Annotated in this window: 20 protein-coding genes and 1 rRNA gene; 5 read left to right on the top strand and 16 right to left on the bottom strand. The window is 70.2% G+C overall.

The window, feature by feature from the left end:
* The first annotated feature begins 40 nt into the window (after positions 1-40).
* Entirely contained in the window at positions 41-904 is an 864-nt protein-coding gene (locus tag BIU89_RS05895) for an NAD-dependent epimerase/dehydratase family protein (RefSeq protein WP_071245140.1), read from the top strand.
* A gap of 3 nt (positions 905-907) precedes the next feature.
* On the opposite strand, the gene BIU89_RS05900 is transcribed toward BIU89_RS05895, so the two are convergent.
* Positions 908-2,500: a DUF7059 domain-containing protein gene (locus BIU89_RS05900; RefSeq protein ID WP_441294448.1), complete on the bottom strand. Its 1,593-nt coding sequence runs from the start codon at positions 2,498-2,500 to the stop codon at positions 908-910.
* A complete protein-coding gene (locus BIU89_RS05905; RefSeq protein WP_071245119.1) occupies positions 2,497-2,862 on the bottom strand; it encodes an ArsR/SmtB family transcription factor in 366 nt (121 codons plus the stop codon). Before BIU89_RS05905 ends, BIU89_RS05900 begins: the two co-directional genes overlap by 4 nt.
* Before the next feature lie 103 nt (positions 2,863-2,965).
* Here BIU89_RS05905 and BIU89_RS05910 point away from each other — a divergent pair, with 103 nt between their 5' ends.
* Positions 2,966-4,222, top strand: a complete 1,257-nt coding sequence (locus tag BIU89_RS05910; protein WP_071245120.1) for an MFS transporter — start codon at positions 2,966-2,968, stop codon at positions 4,220-4,222.
* Positions 4,223-4,232: 10 nt separating this feature from the next.
* On the opposite strand, the gene BIU89_RS05915 is transcribed toward BIU89_RS05910, so the two are convergent.
* Both BIU89_RS05915 and BIU89_RS05920 read right to left on the bottom strand, forming a co-directional pair.
* Positions 4,233-4,682, bottom strand: coding sequence for a TIGR02611 family protein (locus tag BIU89_RS05915; protein WP_071245121.1), 450 nt, complete (start codon positions 4,680-4,682; stop codon positions 4,233-4,235).
* Between the two features lie 130 nt (positions 4,683-4,812).
* The gene (locus tag BIU89_RS05920; RefSeq protein ID WP_071245122.1) at positions 4,813-5,145 is read right to left on the bottom strand and encodes a TraR/DksA family transcriptional regulator; all 333 of its coding nucleotides are present in this window, start codon (positions 5,143-5,145) and stop codon (positions 4,813-4,815) included.
* A 50-nt stretch (positions 5,146-5,195) separates the two neighbouring features.
* Here BIU89_RS05920 and BIU89_RS05925 point away from each other — a divergent pair, with 50 nt between their 5' ends.
* A complete protein-coding gene (locus BIU89_RS05925) occupies positions 5,196-6,233 on the top strand; it encodes an LLM class flavin-dependent oxidoreductase (RefSeq protein ID WP_071245123.1) in 1,038 nt (345 codons plus the stop codon).
* Between the two features lie 10 nt (positions 6,234-6,243).
* Here BIU89_RS05925 and BIU89_RS17995 read toward each other — a convergent pair whose 3' ends face one another.
* Positions 6,244-7,704 (bottom strand): P-loop ATPase, Sll1717 family, encoded by a 1,461-nt coding sequence (locus BIU89_RS17995; RefSeq protein WP_139178820.1) that lies wholly within the window; start codon positions 7,702-7,704, stop codon positions 6,244-6,246.
* A 300-nt stretch (positions 7,705-8,004) separates the two neighbouring features.
* On the opposite strand from BIU89_RS17995, the gene BIU89_RS05935 reads away from it, so the two are divergent.
* Complete coding sequence (locus tag BIU89_RS05935) at positions 8,005-8,451, top strand: DUF2510 domain-containing protein (protein WP_071245125.1); 447 nt, start codon at positions 8,005-8,007, stop codon at positions 8,449-8,451.
* Between the two features lie 150 nt (positions 8,452-8,601).
* On the opposite strand, the gene BIU89_RS05940 is transcribed toward BIU89_RS05935, so the two are convergent.
* The 10 genes from BIU89_RS05940 to BIU89_RS18415 form a co-directional block, all read right to left on the bottom strand.
* Positions 8,602-9,582 carry a site-specific tyrosine recombinase XerD gene (locus BIU89_RS05940; RefSeq protein WP_071245126.1) on the bottom strand — a complete coding sequence of 327 codons (981 nt, stop codon included), beginning with the start codon at positions 9,580-9,582 and terminating at the stop codon, positions 8,602-8,604.
* 37 nt (positions 9,583-9,619) lie between these two features.
* Positions 9,620-10,219 carry a DUF1349 domain-containing protein gene (locus tag BIU89_RS05945; RefSeq protein ID WP_071245127.1) on the bottom strand — a complete coding sequence of 200 codons (600 nt, stop codon included), beginning with the start codon at positions 10,217-10,219 and terminating at the stop codon, positions 9,620-9,622.
* Entirely contained in the window at positions 10,216-10,791 is a 576-nt protein-coding gene (locus BIU89_RS05950; RefSeq protein ID WP_071245128.1) for an NUDIX domain-containing protein, read from the bottom strand. Before BIU89_RS05950 ends, BIU89_RS05945 begins: the two co-directional genes overlap by 4 nt.
* Positions 10,792-10,951: 160 nt before the next feature.
* Positions 10,952-12,667, bottom strand: coding sequence for a CTP synthase (locus tag BIU89_RS05955; RefSeq protein WP_071245129.1), 1,716 nt, complete (start codon positions 12,665-12,667; stop codon positions 10,952-10,954).
* Between the two features lie 126 nt (positions 12,668-12,793).
* Positions 12,794-14,488 (bottom strand): DNA repair protein RecN, encoded by a 1,695-nt coding sequence (gene recN, locus BIU89_RS05960; protein WP_071245130.1) that lies wholly within the window; start codon positions 14,486-14,488, stop codon positions 12,794-12,796.
* Positions 14,489-14,524: 36 nt separating this feature from the next.
* On the bottom strand, positions 14,525-15,448 hold the full coding sequence (locus BIU89_RS05965; RefSeq protein WP_071245131.1) for an NAD kinase: 924 nt from the start codon (positions 15,446-15,448) through the stop codon (positions 14,525-14,527).
* Entirely contained in the window at positions 15,445-16,278 is an 834-nt protein-coding gene (locus tag BIU89_RS05970) for a TlyA family RNA methyltransferase (protein WP_083404199.1), read from the bottom strand. The genes BIU89_RS05965 and BIU89_RS05970 overlap by 4 nt, the downstream gene beginning before the upstream one ends.
* On the bottom strand, positions 16,271-16,438 hold the full coding sequence (locus BIU89_RS18410; RefSeq protein WP_175474972.1) for a hypothetical protein: 168 nt from the start codon (positions 16,436-16,438) through the stop codon (positions 16,271-16,273). The genes BIU89_RS05970 and BIU89_RS18410 overlap by 8 nt, the downstream gene beginning before the upstream one ends.
* Before the next feature lie 10 nt (positions 16,439-16,448).
* Positions 16,449-17,438: an HAD-IIA family hydrolase gene (locus BIU89_RS05975; RefSeq protein WP_071245133.1), complete on the bottom strand. Its 990-nt coding sequence runs from the start codon at positions 17,436-17,438 to the stop codon at positions 16,449-16,451.
* Between the two features lie 13 nt (positions 17,439-17,451).
* Complete coding sequence (locus BIU89_RS18415; protein ID WP_071245134.1) at positions 17,452-18,303, bottom strand: hypothetical protein; 852 nt, start codon at positions 18,301-18,303, stop codon at positions 17,452-17,454.
* On the opposite strand from BIU89_RS18415, the gene BIU89_RS17670 reads away from it, so the two are divergent.
* Positions 18,253-19,692 (top strand): hypothetical protein, encoded by a 1,440-nt coding sequence (locus BIU89_RS17670; protein ID WP_083404200.1) that lies wholly within the window; start codon positions 18,253-18,255, stop codon positions 19,690-19,692. The two genes, BIU89_RS18415 and BIU89_RS17670, sit on opposite strands and share 51 nt — an antisense overlap.
* Here the strand turns inward: BIU89_RS17670 and rrf are convergent.
* Positions 19,693-19,809: ribosomal RNA gene (rrf, locus tag BIU89_RS05990) — 5S ribosomal RNA — on the bottom strand.
* Positions 19,810-19,883: the final 74 nt, after the last annotated feature.

Consider the following 19,883-nt stretch of genomic DNA (forward strand, 5'->3'; position numbering starts at 1 on the left):
CCCGCCAGGGTGTGTTCCGACGACGATGTGGAGTGACGCGATGACGCGTGTAGTGGTGACCGGTGGCAGCGGCAAGCTCGGACGAGCGGTGGTGCGCGACCTCGATGCGCACGGGTACGACGTGGTCCTGCTCGACCGTGTCCCCTCCCCCGACAAGCCCGAGCGAGTCCCGTTCGTGCGGATCGACCTGACCGACCACGGCCAGGTCCTGAACGCCCTGCTCGGCATCGACGACCGGTACGACCACGTCGACGCCGTCGTGCACCTCGCGGCGGTGCCGGCCCCGGGGCAGGTCCCCGACGTGGCCCTCATCACGAACAACGTGACCTCGTCGATCAACGTCTTCCACGCCGCACGTGCCGCGAAGATCAAGAACGTCGTGTGGGCGTCGAGCGAGACCCTGCTCGGCATCCCGATGGGCGAGCACCACCCGCCCTACCTGCCGGTCGACGAGGAGTTCGCGGTCCGCCCGCAGTCGTCGTACTCCCTCGGCAAGGCGGTCGAGGAGGAGATGGCCCGCCACTTCACCCGCTGGGACCCGGAACTGAAGATGATCGGCCTGCGCTTCTCGAACGTGATGGACGAGACCGACTACCCGGCGTTCCCGTGGGACGCCACCCCCGAGGCGAAGACCTTCAACCTGTGGTCGTACATCGACTCCCGCGACGGGGCCCAGGCTGTCCGCCGGGCACTCGAGGCCGACCTCACCGGGTTCGAGGCGTTCGTCATCGCGAGCCCCGACACGGTGATGGACACCCCGACGATCGAGCTCGTCGAACGCTTCGTACCGGACATCGAGCGCCGCGCGGACATCGACGGCGTCAGCTCGCTGCTGTCCTCAGAGAAGGCCCGCGAACTCCTCGGCTACACGCCCGAGCACAGCTGGCGCGACCACCGCGCCTGATCGTCAGGCGGCGGGGACGAGCAGCCCGTCGAGCACCAGGTCGCGCGCCGCCGGCAGCAGGTCGGCGGCGAGCGCCTGCGCGTCCACGCCGGTGATCTGCGCGAGCGCGCCGATGATCGCGGCAACGGACAGGTCGCCGTCGCACGCACCCACGAACGCCGCGAGTGCGGTGTCCGCGTCCACCCGGCGCCCGAGCCCGCCGCCCTGCACCAGGGTCATCACGGTGGGATCGTCGTTGCCCGGCCAGTAGTACCGTTCCTCGGTGACGTCACCGGCCACCGACAGGTGAGCGGCGGCGAGCGCGGCATCGTCGTGCGCGGCGAGCCAGGCGGCCGCGTCGAGGACGCGGGCGACCGTCGCGCCGAGGCCCGCGGGGTTGGAGCCGAGCGTCTCGGGAACGCGCTCGAACCGGCGGAGGCCGGACGGGCCTCCTGGCAGGGGTCGACGCACCACGACGTAGCCGAAGCCGACGCCGGTGACGCGACGGTCCGCGAAGTCGTCGAGCCAGGCGCTCATCAGGGTGTCGAACTCGGCCGTGCCGGGCTTCGTCCCGCCGTCGCGGATCCAGGTCTCGGCGTAGGACGTCGGGTCCTGCCGCTCGCGCTCGATCACCCACACGTCGAGGTCGGTGTCGGCGAACCAGGCGCGCACGCGGTCCAGGCCGTCGACGCCCCAGTGGTACTCCCAGTTGCCGAGGAGCTGAGCGGTGCCACCGGGCTTCAGGTGGGCCTCCAGGCCGCGGAGCACCGTCTCGACCAGGGCGTCGCCGACCATGCCGCCGTCGCGGTACTCGTACGACGGGACGCCCTCGCGACGGGGTGTGATGACGAACGGCGGGTTCGACACGATCCGGTCGAAGCGCTCCCCCGCGACCGGCTCGAACAGCGAGCCGAACCGGAAGTCGATGCCGTCGATGCCGTTGAGCCGGGCGTTGAACCGGGCGATGTCGAGGGCACGGCGCGAGATGTCGGTGGCGACCACCTGGTCGGCGAAGCGCCGCGCGTGCATGGCCTGGATGCCGCACCCGGTGCCGAGGTCGAGCACACGCTCGACCGGGACGGGCACCTGCAGGCCGCTCAGCGTCGTGGTGGCGCCGCCGATGCCGAGGACGTGCTCCTCGCTGATGGCGTGCCCGAGGGCGAGCTCGCCGAGGTCGGAGACGATCCACCAGCTGCCGGCGCCGAGGTCGTCGACGAAGGCGTAGGGGCGCAGGTCGACGGTGGGGTGCACGAGCGCGTCGGCGCCTTCGCCTTCGCCTTCGCTGCGCAGCAGGCCCGAGGCGATGACGGCGTCGAGCCCGGCGGTCGGGAACGCCGCGGCGGCCTCGGCCCGCGCCACCGGCAGGCCGAGCACGAACAGCGTCGCCAGGGTGCCGAGCGGCGTGGTCTCGCGGGCGGCGAGCGCGCGGAGCGCGGCGACCCGCGAACCGCGGTGCAGCGATGCGGCGGCCTCGGCGCCCCACAGCGAGTCGAGCCGGTCGACGGTGAAGCCGGCCGCCGTCAGGTCCGCGGCGAGCGCCGTGGTGACGGCAGGGTCCGTGACGATCGACGGCAGCGTGTGCACAGCGTCCGGGCCGGTGCCCGCGCCGGCGCTCACGAGGCGATCCCCTCACGCAGCAGGGCCGCTGGGACCTGCCAGTCGAGCACCAGGTCGAGGAGCCCGGGGAACCGCTGCTGCACATCCTCGACGCGGACGCGGCTGACGCGGGTCAGGCCCTCCAGGTGCTGCTCGAGCAGACCGGCCTCGCGCAGGACCCGGAAGTGGTGGGTCAGCGTGGACTTCGGCCGGTCGATGCCGACCCAGCCGCAGCTGCGCTCGCCCCCGGCCGCGTCGACCAGGTAGCGGTGCAGGATCGCGAGCCGGATCGGATCACTCAGGGCGTCCATCACGACCGGGAGGTCCATCTCGGCCACGGACGGCTGCGGCAGCCGTTCAGGAGCATCGACGTGCGCGGGCATGGACGGGACGCTACCACCGTTCGGCTTGCTGTACGACTTGCGTCGTACTGTTCGAGTGCGGTACGAATGCAGTCGTACTGCGCGGAGATGGAAAGGGGTGCGCATGCACCAGTCAGCTCGTTCGGTCGCCGGGTTCTGGATCCTGGCGGCGATGCTCCTGGTCTCGGTCGCGTCGTCGGCCGTACCGTCGCCCATCTACCCGGTCTACGCAGCCGAGTGGCACCTCACCCCGCTCATGCTCACCGGGGTCTTCGCCATCTACGTCGCCGGCCTGCTGGCGAGCCTGCTCGTCGCGGGTCGCCTGTCCGACCACGTCGGCCGCAAGCCCGTGCTCGTCGTCGGCGGCCTGGGCGTCGCGCTGTCGCTCGGCCTGTTCGCGATGGCGGACGGGGTCGTCGCGCTCATCGTCGACCGGATCGTGCAGGGTGTCTCGGTCGGGCTGCTCATCGGGGCCCTCGGTGCGGCCCTCATCGACAACTCCCTCGAACGCCACCCCACCATGGCCGGCGTGCTGAACGGCGTCATCCCGCCGATCGCGCTGGCCACCGGCGCGATGTCGAGCGGCGCGCTGGTGCAGTGGGGTCCGGCGCCGGAGCAGCTCGTCTACCTGCTGTTCGGCGCGCTCCTCGTGCTGCTGGTGCTCGCGCTGTTCGTCGTCCCCGAGCAGGTGCAGCGTCGTCCCGGCGCATTCCGCTCCCTGCGCCCGACGATCAGCGTGCCGCGGTCCTCACGTCGGCTGTTCCGCGGTGTCGCCGGCTCGCTCGTCGCCAGCTGGGCCCTCGGCGGCATGTTCCTGTCGCTCGTCCCCTCGGCGCTCGGTACGGTGTTCGGCATCACCAACCACTTCGCCGCTGGTGCGCTCATCGCCGTGGTCACCGGCGTCGGCGCCCTGACCGGGCTGGCGATCCAGCGGATGGACACCCGTCGCGCGGTCCTGCTCGGGCTCGTCGCGCTCGTGCTCGGCCCGATCGTCACCGTGTCGTTCGTGTTCGCACACTCCCTGCCGGGCATGGTCGTCGGCAGCGCGATCGCCGGTGTCGGCTTCGGCGCCGGGTTCCAGGCGCCGCTCCGGATGCTGCTCGCCACCGCCGCCCCGACCCACCGCGCCGGACTGCTCTCCACGATCTACGTCGTCAGCTACCTGGCGTTCGGGGTGCCCTCGGTCATCGGAGGCCTGCTCGAGCCGTCGGTCGGTCTGGTCCCGGTCATCGCCGGGTACGGCGGCTTCATCGTGCTCGCCGCGGTCGTCGCCCTCGTGCTGCAGCTGTCGTCGACGGACGCCGCCGAGGTCGAGGAGCACGCCGCCGAGGTCATCGAGCGCACCGCAACAGGCTCGATCCGGGTCGCCTCCGCCGACTAGTGCCGCCGCGCTAGTGGCCCGGTCGCGCCGAGTTCGCACCGCGAGCGCGCGCACGCACCCCGACCGTCCGCGCCGCACCGGTGTGCGCAGCATCGACGTCGGCCTTGCCCCGGTCTGCAGCATCCCGCAGGCGCTTCGGCCCGTGCCGCTTGGCCCAGTCCCAGAAGCGGTGCAGCTGCGCCCGGAGCAAGGTGATGATCCGGTGGAAGAAGTGGAACTCACTCGCCAGGACCGTCAGGCCGATGAACACCACGAGCCACCCCGGTCCCGGCAGCGGCACCAGGATCAGCCCGACGATGACGATCAGCCCGCCCACCAGACCGACCAGCACCTTGTAGAGCAGGTGCACGTGCGGCCGAGCGTGGATCCAGGCGCGCAGGCGGTGGAACCACTGGAAGCGCTGGCGCGGCGTGCCGTCGGCCCGGGCGTCGCCGGGTCGGTCGTTCGGGTCGCCGTCCATGCCGAAAACGTAGGGCGCGCGGCTGGGAATCAGCGGCGCACGGGGTGGACGCGGGGTGCGCATGCCGGGAGGCGCGTGGCGGGGACAGCCCGCGCCTCCAGGCCGTCAAGCGGCACCGATCGCGTGCCCCTCACGCGTGCGCGACGCACGTCGCCGCCCACGGGACGGCGGCCAGACGTGCCTCGGGGATCGGCTCGCCGCCGACCGTGCACCGACCGTAGGTGCCGTCGTCGAGTCGTGCGAGCGCTGCGTCCACCTGGCGGATCCGCAGCTGCGCGCCGTCGCGGACCGCACCGAGCGAGCCGCGTTCCCAGGCCAGGGTCGCGCCCTCCGGGTCGTGTTCGTCGTCGGAGTTCGCGTCCTGCCGGGCGTCGCTGACGTCGCGCATGCTCCGCTCGACCTCGGCGAGCAGCCGGACGTTGCGGACGCGTTCGGCCTCGAGCGCGGGGCGGGGGTCCTCCATCCCGGACACGGTAGTCGCGGCGGAATGGCCCCGCCTCCGGATGCGTTCGCATGGACATGACGAAGATCGGGTTCCTGTCGTTCGGACACTGGCGTGACGTGCAGGGGTCGAAAGTGCGCAGCGGGCGGGAGGCCCTGGTGCAGGCGATCGACCTCGCGGTCGCAGCCGAGGAAGCCGGCGTCGACGGCGCTTACTTCCGCGTCCACCACTTCGCACCGCAGCAGGCCGCACCGTTCCCGCTGCTCTCCGCCATCGCCGCGAAGACCAGCCGGATCGAGATCGGCACCGGCGTCATCGACATGCGCTACGAGAACCCGCTCTACATGGCGGAAGAAGCCGCGGCCACCGACCTGATCTCCGGCGGCCGACTGCAGCTCGGTGTCTCGCGGGGATCACCCGAGACCGCCCTCGCCGGCTACCAGCAGTTCGGCTACGTGCCCGACGCCGCTGACGAGAACGGCGGCGACATGGCCCGTGCGCACACGAACGTGTTCCGCCGCGCGATCGCCGGCGAGCCGATGGCCAACGCCAACCCGCAGATGACCGGCTCGGTCGGGTCCCTGCCGATCTCCCCGCTGTCCGACTCGCTCGGCGACCGCATCTGGTGGGGCGCCGGCACCCGCGCCACCGCCGAGTGGACCGCCGAGCAGGGCATGAACCTGATGTCCTCGACCCTGCTGACCGAGGACACCGGTGTGCCGTTCGACCAGCTGCAGGCCGAGCAGATCGAGCGCTTCCGCCGGGTGTGGTCCGAGTCCGGCTGGGACCGCGAACCTCGCGTCTCGGTCTCGCGCAGCATCATCCCGATCATCGACGACGAGTCGCGCCACTACTTCGGCGTGCGCGCCCAGGTCGAGGGGCAGGACCAGGTCGGGCACCTCGACGGCGGGCTGGCCCGGTTCGGCCGGTCCTACATCGGCGAGCCCGAACAGCTCGTCGCGGAGCTCGCGGCCGACCAGGCCGTCCGGGCTGCCGACACCGTGCTCGTCACCGTGCCGAACCAGCTCGAAGTGGACTTCAACGCCCGGCTGCTCGCCGCCGTGAAGGACGTGTTCACCGAGGTCGACGCGGAGCCGGTCCCCGCCTGACCCGGGATCCCTACGGCCGTCCGCGAATAACGAGCCCCAGGCCGTTGCGGTAGAGGCGCGGAATTTCGTAAGACGCAGCGGTCTGCACTCGGCCTGTATTTGGCCGCACGACTCCGATCTCGAAGAGCCGTTCGAGGAGCTCGTCACCCGAAGGGGTAAGCCCCTCCATCAAATCAGTCAGCTCTACCTTGGAAAAATCCGCTTTAGTTTGTCCCGTGAAACGACGGAAGTGCTCACGGAGGTCCGGGAATTCGGCAAGGAACGATTCATATCGAATCTCTGAAGTCCTCGTGAAAGCCTCGCGGATAGCCTCTCGCGATAGAAGTGCCGTCGTACCAACCTCCCCGAGGTCCCGCTGCTTGTCGGCTGCGGAATTAGTCAGCACGATAGAATCCCGCGGCAGGACAGTGTCCCGCCCGTCGCGCACTCGCTCAAGGAGCCAGTCCATGATGGCAGCCTCGCGCTCGCCAGGGTAGGCGGTTGTGGGGAGGATCACCGTCAGCGCGTCGAGGCGCTCATCCGCGCTCCAGTCGTCCACCAATCGACCGGCAAGACCCGGACGCTTCTCTTCGACGAATACCCTGACGTCGCCATGACGAAGCGCACGCTTGATCAGGAGGCTGGTTAAGGGAATCGCGGACCAGCCGAGCTCGATTCTCTTATCAGTCAGATGGTCTTTGTTCGTGAAGTCAAGTTCCGTCCACAGGTCGGTCCGCAGCATCACCTTTGGCTGGATCGCCGGGAACGCTCGACGAATTTGCATGACAGCTGTCATGAGCCCTTCAAGCGCTCGTCGACGTTCTTCACGATCGGCGGGCCAAATCTCATCTACCTTGTCAAAAAGGAGCCACAGAGTTTTCCCTTGGGCCTTCAGGGCGTCATTTACATCTTGGAGTAGCGTCACCACGTCAAGACTCCGCTTGCCACCCTTAAGAGAAACCGTCGCCCCTTGAGCGGTGATGCTGATCTGCTCGGGAGGATTACCGACCGTAAGCTGCCAAAGCTCCCGAAGAAGGGGCCCTACGCGCAGATCCTTACGATGACCAACCGCGGCGAGAAGATCCTTCAGGGGCCCCTTCGGCACCTTGAACGACGAGTCAAGTGCGAGCCCTGCCTTAATGGCAATGTACAGCCGCCAAAGCCGATCGTGATCGTAGCTTTCGGCTGAATCACGAAGTGCTTGCAGGTCCCCGGTGGCGATTTCCGAGAGATCCCCAAACCCTGTCCCAGCAGCGATGACGACGTCATCCAGAGCCGAGCCCGCTAACTCTCGCGCTGTACTCTCGAAGCGAGTGAACAGCTCGAAGAGCGCGCTCTTCCCTGTGCCCTTTGCCCCGAGCGCAAGCCACACATGAGGTCTCAAGAACTTGTCGAAATCGCCTGTTCGCACAAAGAGGCGATCCAGATCATCTTCGGCTTCAGAATTCACAGAACCAAAGTCCAGAACTGACAGCGCTTCCTCTGCGGTCAAAGCTTCCCCCTCGTAGTCTCCTCAAGGACGCTAGCACAAGATCGCCGCACCATAAATGGTCACAACAGCCTCGCCAGCAGCGAGGCGGGCCCTCGGAGTAAAGGTCGTTACGTCTCCTGGCTGGCTCCTACGCGTCGGCTAGCAGTCGAAGCGACGGGCTGGTTGATTCCCCAGAGGATGTTCCAGCCATTTTTAACCGGCCGGTCCCCCTTCCTGCCGACACCCGGGATGGGACTGTGGCGGCTCCTCGCGATCGCGTAGCGTCAAGGCTCACCATCCGACGCACCTCGAGGAGCAACCGTGACGCTGCCGGCCGCAGGCTGGTTCCCGGACCCGCAGGACGCCCGTCGTCTGCGCTGGTGGGACGGTCGCACCTGGGGCGCAGCCACACGGGTCCCCGCGGCCGCTGCGGAACCGGTCACGCCGATCGTCGTCGCGCCGGTGGGGCCGTCGTTCTCGGTGCAGACCGCGGCGATCCGGACGGACGCGTGGGCATCGGGCACCGCCGGCGACCGTCGCCTCTGCGTGTTCACGGTGCTCGCGGTGCTGCTCGCCGTGGTCTCGGTCGTCGCGAACCCCTGGGGCCTGGCGGGGCTGCTCGGTGTGGCGTGCGGCATCATCGGCATCGTCCGTCCCGGAGCCGTCGGTGCATGGGCGGTCCTGGCGCGGAGCGCTTCGGCGAGCGCCCTCGTCGTCACCGTGACGACGACCGTCATCGCCGCGTCGGCCCAGTTCCACCTGTTCTGAGCAGCCGGAGCCGCCCGCCGCTGTCCACGGCGCTTCGTGAGCAGAAATGGTCGGGTGCGACGGCGCGACCCGCCCATTTCTGCTCACGAAACGCGCCCGTCGCGCACCCGCACGGCCCATGCACCCGCACGACGGGCCCGCGCTGTCCGCCTACCGCCGCGCCCGCGGGTGTGCCGTCTGGTAGACGTCTCGCAGCATGTCCGCCGTGACCATCGTGTAGATCTGCGTCGTGGCGACACTCGCGTGCCCGAGGAACTCCTGCACCACGCGCACATCGGCACCGCCCTCGAGCAGGTGCGTGGCGAACGAGTGCCGGAACGTGTGCGGTGACACGTGCGCCTCCAGGTCGGCGGCAGCAGCGGCGGCCTGGATCACGAGCCAGGCGCTCTGCCGCGACAACCGCGCTCCACGGGCACCGAGGAACAGCGCCGGTGTCGACGGACCTCGTGCCGCGAACACCGGCCGTGCGCGCACCAGGTAGGCGTCGATCCCGGCCCGGGCGAAGCTGCCGAGTGGCACGATCCGCTGCTTGTTGCCCTTGCCGGTGACCTTCACGACGGAGAGCTCGCCGTCGGCGTCCGACAGCGTCGTCACGTCGTCGACCGACAGCGCCACCGCCTCGGAGATCCGCGCACCGGTGGCGTAGAGCAGCTCGAGCAGGGCCTTGTCCCGCAGCTGGACGGGGTCGTCGGCGTCGACGGACACCGCCCCGAGCAGCCGTTCCATGTCCTCGACGGGGATCGCCTTCGGCAGCCGCATCGGGGCCTTCGGGGGCCGGACGGCGGTGCCGGGGTCGAGCGGCAGCCAGCCCTCCCCCGCGGCGAAGGCGGTGAACGAGCGCACCGAACTGAGCATCCGCGCGATCGACCGCGGTGCGAGCGGACCTTCCGGTCGGGTGGCCAGGTGTGTCACGAACCCCGAGACGTCCGCCCGGGCCAACCGTGCCACGTCCAGCAGCGCCGAGGACCCCCCGGCCCGGTCCGCACCGTCCGACTCGACGACCGGAGCGTCCGCCAACCACGACGTGAACACGGCGAGGTCCCGCCGGTACGCGGACAACGTGTGCTGCGAGAGTCCCCGCTCGATCGCGACGTGCCGCAGGTACGTCTCCGCGGCACGGTCGAGGGGCATCACCTCAGCAGGCTAACCGGCGCGGGGCCACCCGCCGTCAGTGCAACGCCTCGTCCGGCGTGCCCACGCGGAACCCGGTGAACGTCACGGTCAGCCCGGCCCGCGTCGGCCCGGCGCACAGCAGCCCCGCGGACACGACGGCGTCCGGGTCGAGGTACGCGACCCGCACCAAGCGGGACTCGTCGCCGTCGGCCCACGCCCGGATCGTCACGGCGTCACCATCGCGGCTCGCGCGGACGGTCACCACCCGGCCCGCCCACTCCGGTACGGGCGACACCGACCAGTCCGAGAACCCACGCGTCACCACGGCGCCGAGCTGCGGGGTTCCGTCCGAGAACTCCACGCCGGCCTTGATCCAGGTCTGTTCGTCGACGCGCAGGAACACCCCGGCCTGGTCGAACTGCTCGGTGTAGTCGAGCACGAACGACGCCTCGACCGAGAACGGCCCGTCGGTCGGCTGCAGCAGCGCGTGCTCGGAGTCGTGCACGAACCCGTACGAGGTGGTCCGCCAGGCGTCACTGCCCTCGACCGCGGTGACGCGGAACACGTCGCCGTTCAACTGGGCGGCCTCCGGCTCGTGCGTCCACGTCCCCGTGGCGACCAGCTCGCGCAGACCGTCGCCCGCGGAGCCGCTCACTTGCCGCGCTGTTCGATGGCCTCGACGGCGAGCGTCGCGACGACGAGGGCCGAGTTGTTGAGCCGACCGCCCAGGATCCCCTCGAGCAGCTCCGCCCGCGGGACCCAGCGCGTCACGATGTCGGCCTCTTCGGCCTCGCGCTCGAAGGCGGACTCGGTCGACCGAACGCCGCGCGCCCGGTAGATCTGGATGAACTCGTCGCTGCCACCCGAGGACGTGTTGTAGCGGACCAGGGGCTCCCACGTGTCGGCCTCGAGGTCGGCCTCCTCGCCCAGCTCGCGCTTCGCGGCCGTCAGGTGGTCCTCGCCCTCCATGTCGAGCAGACCGGCGGGCAGCTCCCAGTCGCGCAGCCGCACCGGGTGTCGGTACTGCTGGATGACCAGGACGCGGCCCTCGTCGTCCTCGGCGTACACGGCGACGGCGCCCGTGTGGTCGATGTACTCGCGGACCATCGAGTCGCCGTTGTACGCGACGGTGTCACGGCGCACGTCCCAGACGGCGCCCTCGTACACGACGGTGGATTCGGTGACCTCGAAGGAGGCGGACTCGTCAGCGATCGGTGCGTCTGTCACGTCTCCATCCAAGCACGCGCCCCTGACGCGGCGACAGACGGACGGGAGCGCGCCCCGCTCAGCGGCAACGCGAAGCGTTGCGCGGGGCGCGCCGACCGAGCCTGCGAGGGAGGAGTGCCAGCTGGCACCGCGCCTCCCGTCCGATCGTGGAGACCGACGCTTACGCGACCTGCTCCTCGGTCTGCGGGTCGAACAGGCTGGACGCCTCGTGGCGCTCGATCGCGGCCGCGACGAGCCCCGCGAACAGCGGGTGCGCGTCGGTCGGACGCGAGCGGAGCTCCGGGTGCGCCTGGGTGGCGATGTAGAACGGGTGCACGTCGCGCGGCAGCTCGACGTACTCCACCAGCGTGCCGTCGGGCGACGTGCCCGAGAAGACCAGGCCGGCGTCCGCGATCTGCTCGCGGTACTTGTTGTTCACCTCGTAGCGGTGACGGTGCCGCTCGGAGGCCTCCGGCGCTCCGTACAGCTCCGCCGCCAGCGACCCTTGCGTGAACGACGCCGGGTACAGGCCCAGGCGCATCGTGCCACCCAGGTCGCCGCCGGCGATGATCTCGACCTGCTCCGCCATCGTCGCGATGACCGGGGTCGAGGTCTCCGGGTCGAACTCCGTGCTCGACGCGTCGGTCAGGCCGACCTCGTGGCGGGCGTACTCGATGACCATGCACTGCAGGCCGAGGCACAGACCGAGCGTCGGGATGCCCTGCTCACGCGCGAACTTCAGCGCGCCGAGCTTGCCCTCGATGCCGCGCACGCCGAACCCACCGGGGATGCAGATGCCGTCGACGTCACCGAGCTGCTTCGCCGCACCCTCGGGCGTGGTGCAGTCGTCGGACACGACCCACTTCAGCGTCACCTTGGCGTCGTGCGCGAAGCCGCCGGCACGGAGCGCCTCGGTGACGGACAGGTAGGCGTCCGGCAGGTCGATGTACTTGCCGACCAGGGCGATCGTGACGGCCTTCTTCGGCTCGTGCACGGCCTTCAGCACCGGGGTCCACGCGGTCCAGTCGACCGGGCCGGCGTCGAGCTTGAGCGCATCGACGATGACCTGGTCGAGGCCCTGGTTGTTCAGCAGCGTCGGCAGGTCGTAGATCGACGGGACGTCCACCGCGTTCACCACGGCGTCCTCGTCCACGTCGCACATCAGCGCGATCTTGCGCTTGTTCGACTCCGACACCGGACGGTCGCTGCGCAGCACGAGCGCGTCGGGCTGGATGCCGATCGAGCGGAGCGCGGCGACGGAGTGCTGCGTCGGCTTGGTCTTCTGCTCACCCGAGGCGTTCATGAACGGCACCAGCGAGACGTGCACGAAGAACACGTTGTTGCGGCCGAGCTCGTGCCGCACCTGTCGGGCGGACTCGATGAACGGCTGCGACTCGATGTCGCCGACGGTGCCACCGACCTCGGTGATGATGACGTCGGGCTGGGGGTCGTTCTGCGCCTGCTCGCGCATCCGGCGCTTGATCTCGTCGGTGATGTGCGGGATGACCTGCACCGTGTCGCCGAGGTACTCGCCGCGACGCTCCTTGGCGATCACCGTCGAGTACACCTGACCGGTCGTGACGTTCGCGGCCTGCGACAGGTTGATGTCGAGGAAGCGCTCGTAGTGCCCGATGTCGAGGTCCGTCTCCGCACCGTCGTCGGTCACGAAGACCTCGCCGTGCTGGAACGGGTTCATGGTGCCCGGGTCCACGTTGAGGTACGGGTCGAGCTTCTGCATGACGACCTTGAGGCCGCGAGCCGTGAGCAGGTTGCCGAGGCTGGCCGCCGTCAGGCCCTTGCCGAGAGACGAGACGACCCCGCCGGTCACGAAGATCTGCTTCGTCACCTTCGGGGTCGAGTTCGAAGAATTGGTACCGCCGCTGAGAGTGTCCGCCACGGGATTCCATCGTACGTCAGAACTGCCGGGAGGCGCGACCTCGGTTCGCCGTGGGCGTTGCGCGGGTGGGTGGCCGGGCCCTCGGGCCGTGGCCGGGTCGCCGGGCAGCACCCGCATGCGCGGTCGTCAGGCCCGCTGGCCGGCCACGTCGAGCAGCTCGCGTGCGTGCTCGATGCCGCTGGCGCTGTCACCGAGTCCGGAGAGCAGCCGTGCCATCTCCTGCAACCGGTCCTCGCCCTCGAGCCGGCGCACGCTCGACGACGTGACGGCCCCGCTGGCGTCCTTCACGACGTTGAGGTGGTTGTTCGCGAAGGCCGCGACCTGGGCCAGGTGCGTGACGACGATGACCTGCGTGCGCTCAGCGAGCTTCGCCAGCCGTCGGCCGATCTCGATCGCCGCCGCCCCACCGACACCCGCGTCGACCTCGTCGAAGACGAACGTCGGCACCGTGGTGCTGCCGGCCATGACGACCTCGATCGCGAGCATCACGCGGGACAGCTCACCGCCGGACGCCCCCTTGCCGATCGGCCGGGGGTCGGTACCGGAGTGCGGCTGGAGCAGGATCGTGACCTGGTCACGACCGTGGCGGCGGTACTCGCCGGCGTCGGTGACCTCGACCACCAGGGTCGCACCACCCATCGCCAGGGTCTTCAGCTCAGCGGTCACACGCTTCGCCAGGTCGGTCGCGGCCTTGGTGCGCGCCGTGGTGAGCGCAGCGGCGGCGGTCTCGAGCGCCTGCTCGTCCTGCTCGACCGACTGCTGCAACGCTGCGATCCGGTCGTCGTCGCCGTCGAGCTCGAGCAGCCGGTCGCTCGCGCGCTGTCCGTAGGCGATGACGTCGTCCACCGTCTCGCCGTACTTCCGGGTGAGGCCGGCAAGCAGGGCACGGCGTTCGTTGATGAGTTCGAGGTCGTGCCCGGCCTCGGGTTCCAGGGAACCGAGGTAGCTCGAGATGCTCGCCGAGGCCTCGGCCGCCTGGATCCCGAGTTCCGTGAGCTGCTCGAGCACCGGCTGCAGGGCGCTGTCCGACGACACGACGCGCTCCACGGCACGGCGTGCGGACTCGACCAGGCCGACGACGTCGGAGACGCCGTCGAGGGACTCACTGGACAACGCCTCGTGCGCCAGGGCCGCGGACAACCGGAGCTCCTCGAGGTTGCCCAACCGTTCGGCGCGCTCGGCCAGCTCGACGTCCTCGCCGGGCTGCGGGTCGGCGGCCTCGATCTCGTCGGAGGCCGCGCGGATCCGCTCGGCCTCGGCCACCCGGTCGTCCCGGTCGCGGACCAGGACCTCGAGTTCACCGGCGTGCTGCTGCCAGGCGTCGTACGCGGCGACGTACCGGGCGAGGGCCTTCTCGAGCGAGGCTCCCCCGAACCCGTCCAGGGCAGCCCGCTGCGCCGTGGCCGAGGTCAGGCGGATCTGGTCCGACTGCCCGTGCACGGTGACGAGCTGGTCGGCGAGCTCGCCGAGCACCGCCACGGGCGCACTGCGACCGCCCACCGTGGCACGGCTGCGCCCCTCGGCGGAGACCGTGCGGGTGAGGATGAGTTCGCCGTCCTCCACGGTGCCGCCGGCGTCCTCGACGCGTTCGGCGACGGCGTCCTGCTCGGGGACGTGCCAGCGACCTTCGACGACGGCGCTCGACGCACCGCGGCGCACCGAACCGGCATCGGCCCGCGCACCGAGCAGCAGCCCGAGTGCCGTGACGATCATGGTCTTGCCCGCACCGGTCTCCCCGGTGACGACAGTGAAGCCCGGCCCGAGTTCGAGCGTGGTCTCACCGATGACACCGAGGTCGCGGATCGCGATCTCCTCGATCATCGGTCGTCCTCCGTGCTCATCGGTCGTCCTCCGTGCTCATCGGTCGTCCTCGTCGCTCTGCGGGCCGCGCCACCCGGCGACGGGCAGCTGGAACTTCGCGACCAGGCGGTCGGTGAACGGAGCGTCCTTGAGTCGGGCGACACGCACCGGGTCGGGCGAACGCCGGACCTCGACACGGGCACCCGGGGGCAGGTCGTGGGTCCGTCGGCCGTCGCACCAGAGGACACCGACGCCGCTCGTGCGCCGCAGGACCTCGATCGCGAGCGTGCAGTCCGGCCCGACGACGATCGGACGGGCGAACAGGGCGTGGGCGCTCAGCGGCACCATGAGCAGCGCGTCGACATCCGGCCACACGATGGGGCCACCACCGGAGAACGAGTACGCCGTGGAGCCGGTCGGGGTCGACACGACCACGCCGTCGCAGCCGAAGGACGACAGCGGGCGGCCGTCGACCTCGGTCACGACCTCAAGCATCCGCTCCCGCGAGGCCTTCTCGATCGTGGCCTCGTTCAGCGCCCAGCTCGAGTAGACGATCTGGTTGCCGACGACCACATCGACCTGCAGGGTGACGCGTTCCTCGACGTTGTACTCGCCGGACAGCGCGCGCTCGACCGTCTCGGACAGGCCGTCACGCTCGCTCTCGGCCAGGAACCCGACGTGCCCGAGGTTCACCCCGATGAGCGGAGCGCCGGTGTTCCGCACGAGTTCCGCCGCGCGGAGGATCGTGCCGTCGCCACCGAGCACGATGACGATCTCGAGCTGGTTCGGCTGGACGTCGACGCCGAGGATGTCGACTTTGCCGACCGACGCTTCGGCACGACGGATGTCCGCGTACTCGTCGAAGGGCATGACGGGGGTGAGACCGGCCGCGTGCAGGAGGTCGCAGACCTCGACGGCAGCGTCGATCGAGTCACGGCGACCCGTGTGGGACACGAGCAGGATGTGCCGTTCGTCACTCATGAAGACCCTTCCGTGAGTTCGGTCGCCCGGACTCTCCATTCTGTCGGATTGCCCCCGACACCGCGCTGGAAGCGGGCCAGGTACTCGTGGTTGCCGTGCGTCCCGACGATCGGGGACGCGGCGAGCCCACTGGTGCCGAGGCCCAGGTCCCACGCCGCCCACAGCACGTTCATGAGCGCGTCGTTCCGGAGTCCGGCGTCGTGCACGATGCCCTCGCGCACACCGCCACGGCCCACTTCGAACTGGGGCTTCACCAGGAGCACGAACTCGTCCGCGGGGACGGCTTCGGCGAGCGCCGGCAGCACGAGTCGGAGCGAGATGAAGGACAGGTCCCCCACCACCAGGCTCGTCTCGGCGGCGGCACCGTCGAGCGCCAGGTAGTCGGCGCGCGTGAGGTTCCGCGCGTTCGTCCCCTCGACCACGGCCACGCGTTCGTCGAGTGCGATGGTGGGGTGCAGCTGTCCGTGGCCCACGTCGAGCGCGATGACGCGGCGCGCGCCGCGCGCGAGCAGCACCTGGGTGAACCCGCCGGTGCTCGCACCCACGTCGAGCACGACCCGGTCGGCGGGGTCGACGTCGAACTCGTCGAGTGCGCCGACGAGCTTCCGGGCCGCACGCGAGACCCATTCGTCCGCGGCGTCGACCTCGATGTCCGCATCGGATGCGATCGGCGTCGACGGTTTCAGGACGGCACGGCCGCCCACGAGCACCCGGCCGTCCTGGATCAGCTTGCTGGCGACGGTGCGCGACCGTGCGAGCCCGCGTGCGGCGAGGAGGGCGTCGAGGCGGACCGGGGTCGCGTCGTGCACGGCTCCGTCCGGCTCAGGCACTCGCAGAGCCGCCGCTCTCGAGCCGCGTCCGCAGCTCGTCGTGCAGGGCGGAGAAAGCGTCGGCACGGTCGGCGAGCGGCAGGGCCTCGGCCTCGGCTGTACGCGCGGCGAAGTCGTCCTGCTGCTCGGGATCGGCGGACGGCTGCTCGGGGTTCGGCACGTCCGACACGCTACTCGCCGCCGTACAGCTGCGGGTCCACGTCGAGGCCGTAGATGGCCAACCCGGATTCCCAGATGAGCGTCGAGCCGGCACGGAGCCGATCGATGTCCGTCCCGGCATCGAGCACCCGGACGACGTGCCCGCGCATAGCCACCGTCGAGGTGCCGACGGTCACGTACCTGGTGCCGTCCTCGTCCTCGCGCCGCACCGTTTCCGGATACGGCTGGGACAACCCCCGGAGGTCTTCGAGCACGTAGGTGGGACGCGAGCGCTGGTCGGCCGCGAGCACCTGCTTCGCCTTGTCGATGCCGGTGAGCACGAGCACGCTCGGGATCCCGGCGTCGTTCGCGCCCTTGATGTCGGTGTCCAACCGGTCCCCGATGAACAGGGTGCGACCGCCGCCGAAGCGCTCGACCGCTGTGTCGAAGATCGGCCGCTCGGGCTTGCCGGCGACCACGGGCATCCGGCCGACCGCCTGGTGCACGGCGGACACGAGTGTGCCGTTGCCGGGCGCGATGCCCCGCTCGACCGGGATCGACCAGTCCATGTTCGTGGCCACCCACGGCACGTCCGGGTCGGCCAGTGCGAACGAGGCCTCGGCCAGTTCCTTCCAACCGAGGTCCGGCGAGAAGCCCTGGATGACCGCGGCCGGGGAGTCCTCGGCACTCGAGGTGACCGTGAACCCGGCTGCCTCGACGATGCTCGACAGGCCGAGCCCGCCGGTGACCAGGACGGTCGATCCGGCCGGCACCAGGGTCGCGAGCAGCTGGACGCCGGCCTGCGACGAGGTGACGACGTCACCCTCGGACACCTCGAGCCCGTACCGCTCGAGGTGCTCTGCGACGTCGATCGGGCGGCGCGACGCGTTGTTCGTGATGTAGCCGACCCGCGCCGTGAGCGATGCCCGGGTGAGGGCCTCGACCGCGTGCGGGATGGCGTTGCGGCCGCGGTAGACGACGCCGTCGAGGTCGGTGAGGACCACGTCGACACCGTCGGTCAAGGCCGCAGACTGATCAGTCGGCTGCGGAGCCGTCGACGTCGCGGGGGTTGTCGTCGTCGATCTCGCCGGGCTCGTCGGCTGCGGAGGTGTCGTCGTCGAGGTCGTCGAGGGCGGGTTCGTCATCGAGGTCGTCGTCGAGGTCGTCGACGGATTCGTCGTCGCCGTCGAGTTCGTCGGTCGCGACGTCGTCGGCTCCGAGGTCATCGGCGTCGTCGTCTCCGGCGTCTCCGTGTTCTTCGACTTCGAGCGTTTCCTCGACCACATCAACTGTCTCCCAAGCGTTGTCGTCCGCGATTTCGGCGAGGGCCGCTGCCGCGCGGTCCACCCGGGCCCACCACTCGTCGGCCTCGTCCTGTCGACCGAGCTCCTCGAGCGTGGCCGCGTAAGCACTGTAGAGCGCCGGGGACCACGTGTAGGCGGTGGACGGGTCGAGCTGTGGAATCTCCAGCTCACCGAGGGCGGCTGTGGGGTTCCCGAGGTCGAGACGAGCGCCGGACATGGCGATCGCGAGCTCGACCTGCACCGGGGTGTCGAGGGCCGAGCGCTCGACCGAGCGACCGAGCTCGAGTGCCCGCTCCGGACGACCCAGGCCACGCTCGCAGTCCACCATCATCGGGAGCTGGTCGTTGCGACCGGAGATCCGGCGGTACGTGCGGAGCTCCCGGAGCGCGGTGGCGAAGTCGCCGAGGCGGTACGCGGTGATCGCGGCCGTCTCCCGGACGACACCGACACGACCGGCACGACGAGCAGCACTCAGGGCGTGCTGGTTGGCCGTCTCGGGGTCGTCGTCGACGAAGAGCGCAGCTGCCACGAGGTGACGCGCAACCCAGTCGGCGTTGTCCTTGCTGAGGGTCTTCAGCTCCATCCGGGCCGCAGGATCGAGGTCGCGCGCCTGGATCTCCTCGGGGATCTCCGGGTCGTCGTGGCGCGGACGGATCGACTTCGTGCCGTAGGGGTCACGGTCTTCCCAGTCGTCGCGCGCGGCCTCACCGAAACGGGCGCCGGCGTGACGGCTGCCGTCACCGAAACGACGACGGTCCTCACCGCCGTCGCGACCCGGGCGGGCCGACGAACCGCCGCGGAACGGACGGTCGGACGAACCACCACGGGCCGGACGATCGGAGGAACCACCGCGGTACGGGCGGTCCCCGTCGCGAGCGGGACGATCGGAGGAACCACCGCGGTACGGGCGGTCGCCATCTCGGGCGGGACGATCCGAACCACCACGGTACGGGCGCTCGCCATCTCGGGCGGGACGATCCGAACCACCACGGTACGGACGGTCGCCATCTCGGGCGGGACGGTCCGAACCACCACGGTACGGACGGTCCCCGTCACGAGCCGGGCGGTCAGAGCCTCCACGGAATGGACGGTCGCCATCACGCCGCGGCCGGTCCGACGAACCGCCACGGTACGGGCGATCGCCATCACGAGCGGGACGGTCCGACGATCCGCCACGGTACGGACGGTCGCCGTCACGAGCGGGACGGTCCGAACCACCGCGGTACGGGCGGTCGCCCTCACGGCGCGGACGGTCCGAGCCGCCCTGGAACGGGCGGTCACCGTCACGACGCGGACGATCGGAGCTCCCGCCACGGAACGGACGGTCACCGTCACGAGCCGGACGGTCGGAGCCACCACGGAACGGACGATCGCCATCGCGCCGCGGACGATCGGCACCGCGCGGACCATCGCCGCGCGGCGGCCGGCCGGAGTCACCACGGTCGCCCTGCCACGACGGACGATCGTTCCGGTCACCGGAACGGAACGGACGGTCGCCGTCGCGACGCGGAGCGCTGTCCCGTCGAGGCGCGCCGTCACGGAACGGACGGTCTCCACCCTGCGGACGATCGCGACGGTCGCCTTCGCGGCGCTCGAATTCGCGAGGACCGGACGACCAACGACCATCACTCTGGCCGTCCCGACGCGGAGCGCCGTCGCGACGCGGGAACCGGTCGCCGTCCCGCCGGGGTCGATCTCCGCGGTCCCCGTCGTTCCGCCGCTGATCGTCGTCGTTCGCCACCGTTGCTCCTCATCGCGTGCCCGGTGCAGTGCCTCGGGCGTTCGTCCGCTGTGTCGTTGTGTTGGGTGCCGCGTCGGTCACCCGACATCGGCCTCCAGTCCATCACGAACCAGAGCCGGCGTCGAGCGAACGGCGGCGAAAACAGAAATGGCCACCGGCCCCGACCGAGAACGAGGGTTTCCCCTGCGAATTCTCGATGGAGGGCCGATGGCCACATCTTTCATACGTTAAGTCCGGCGGCGTCCTACTCTCCCACAAGGTCCCCCTTGCAGTACCATCGGCGCTGAGAGGCTTAGCTTCCGGGTTCGGAATGTGACCGGGCGTTTCCCTCTCGCTATGACCACCGGAACACTCTCGACCAGATCATGCATTTGGTCTCAAAGCTGTCCCAGCTACCATCTTCCGTGAAGAAGACAGAGCGG

It is taken from the genome of Curtobacterium sp. MCBA15_005 (assembly GCF_001864855.1).
GTDB classification, from domain to species: domain Bacteria; phylum Actinomycetota; class Actinomycetes; order Actinomycetales; family Microbacteriaceae; genus Curtobacterium; species Curtobacterium flaccumfaciens.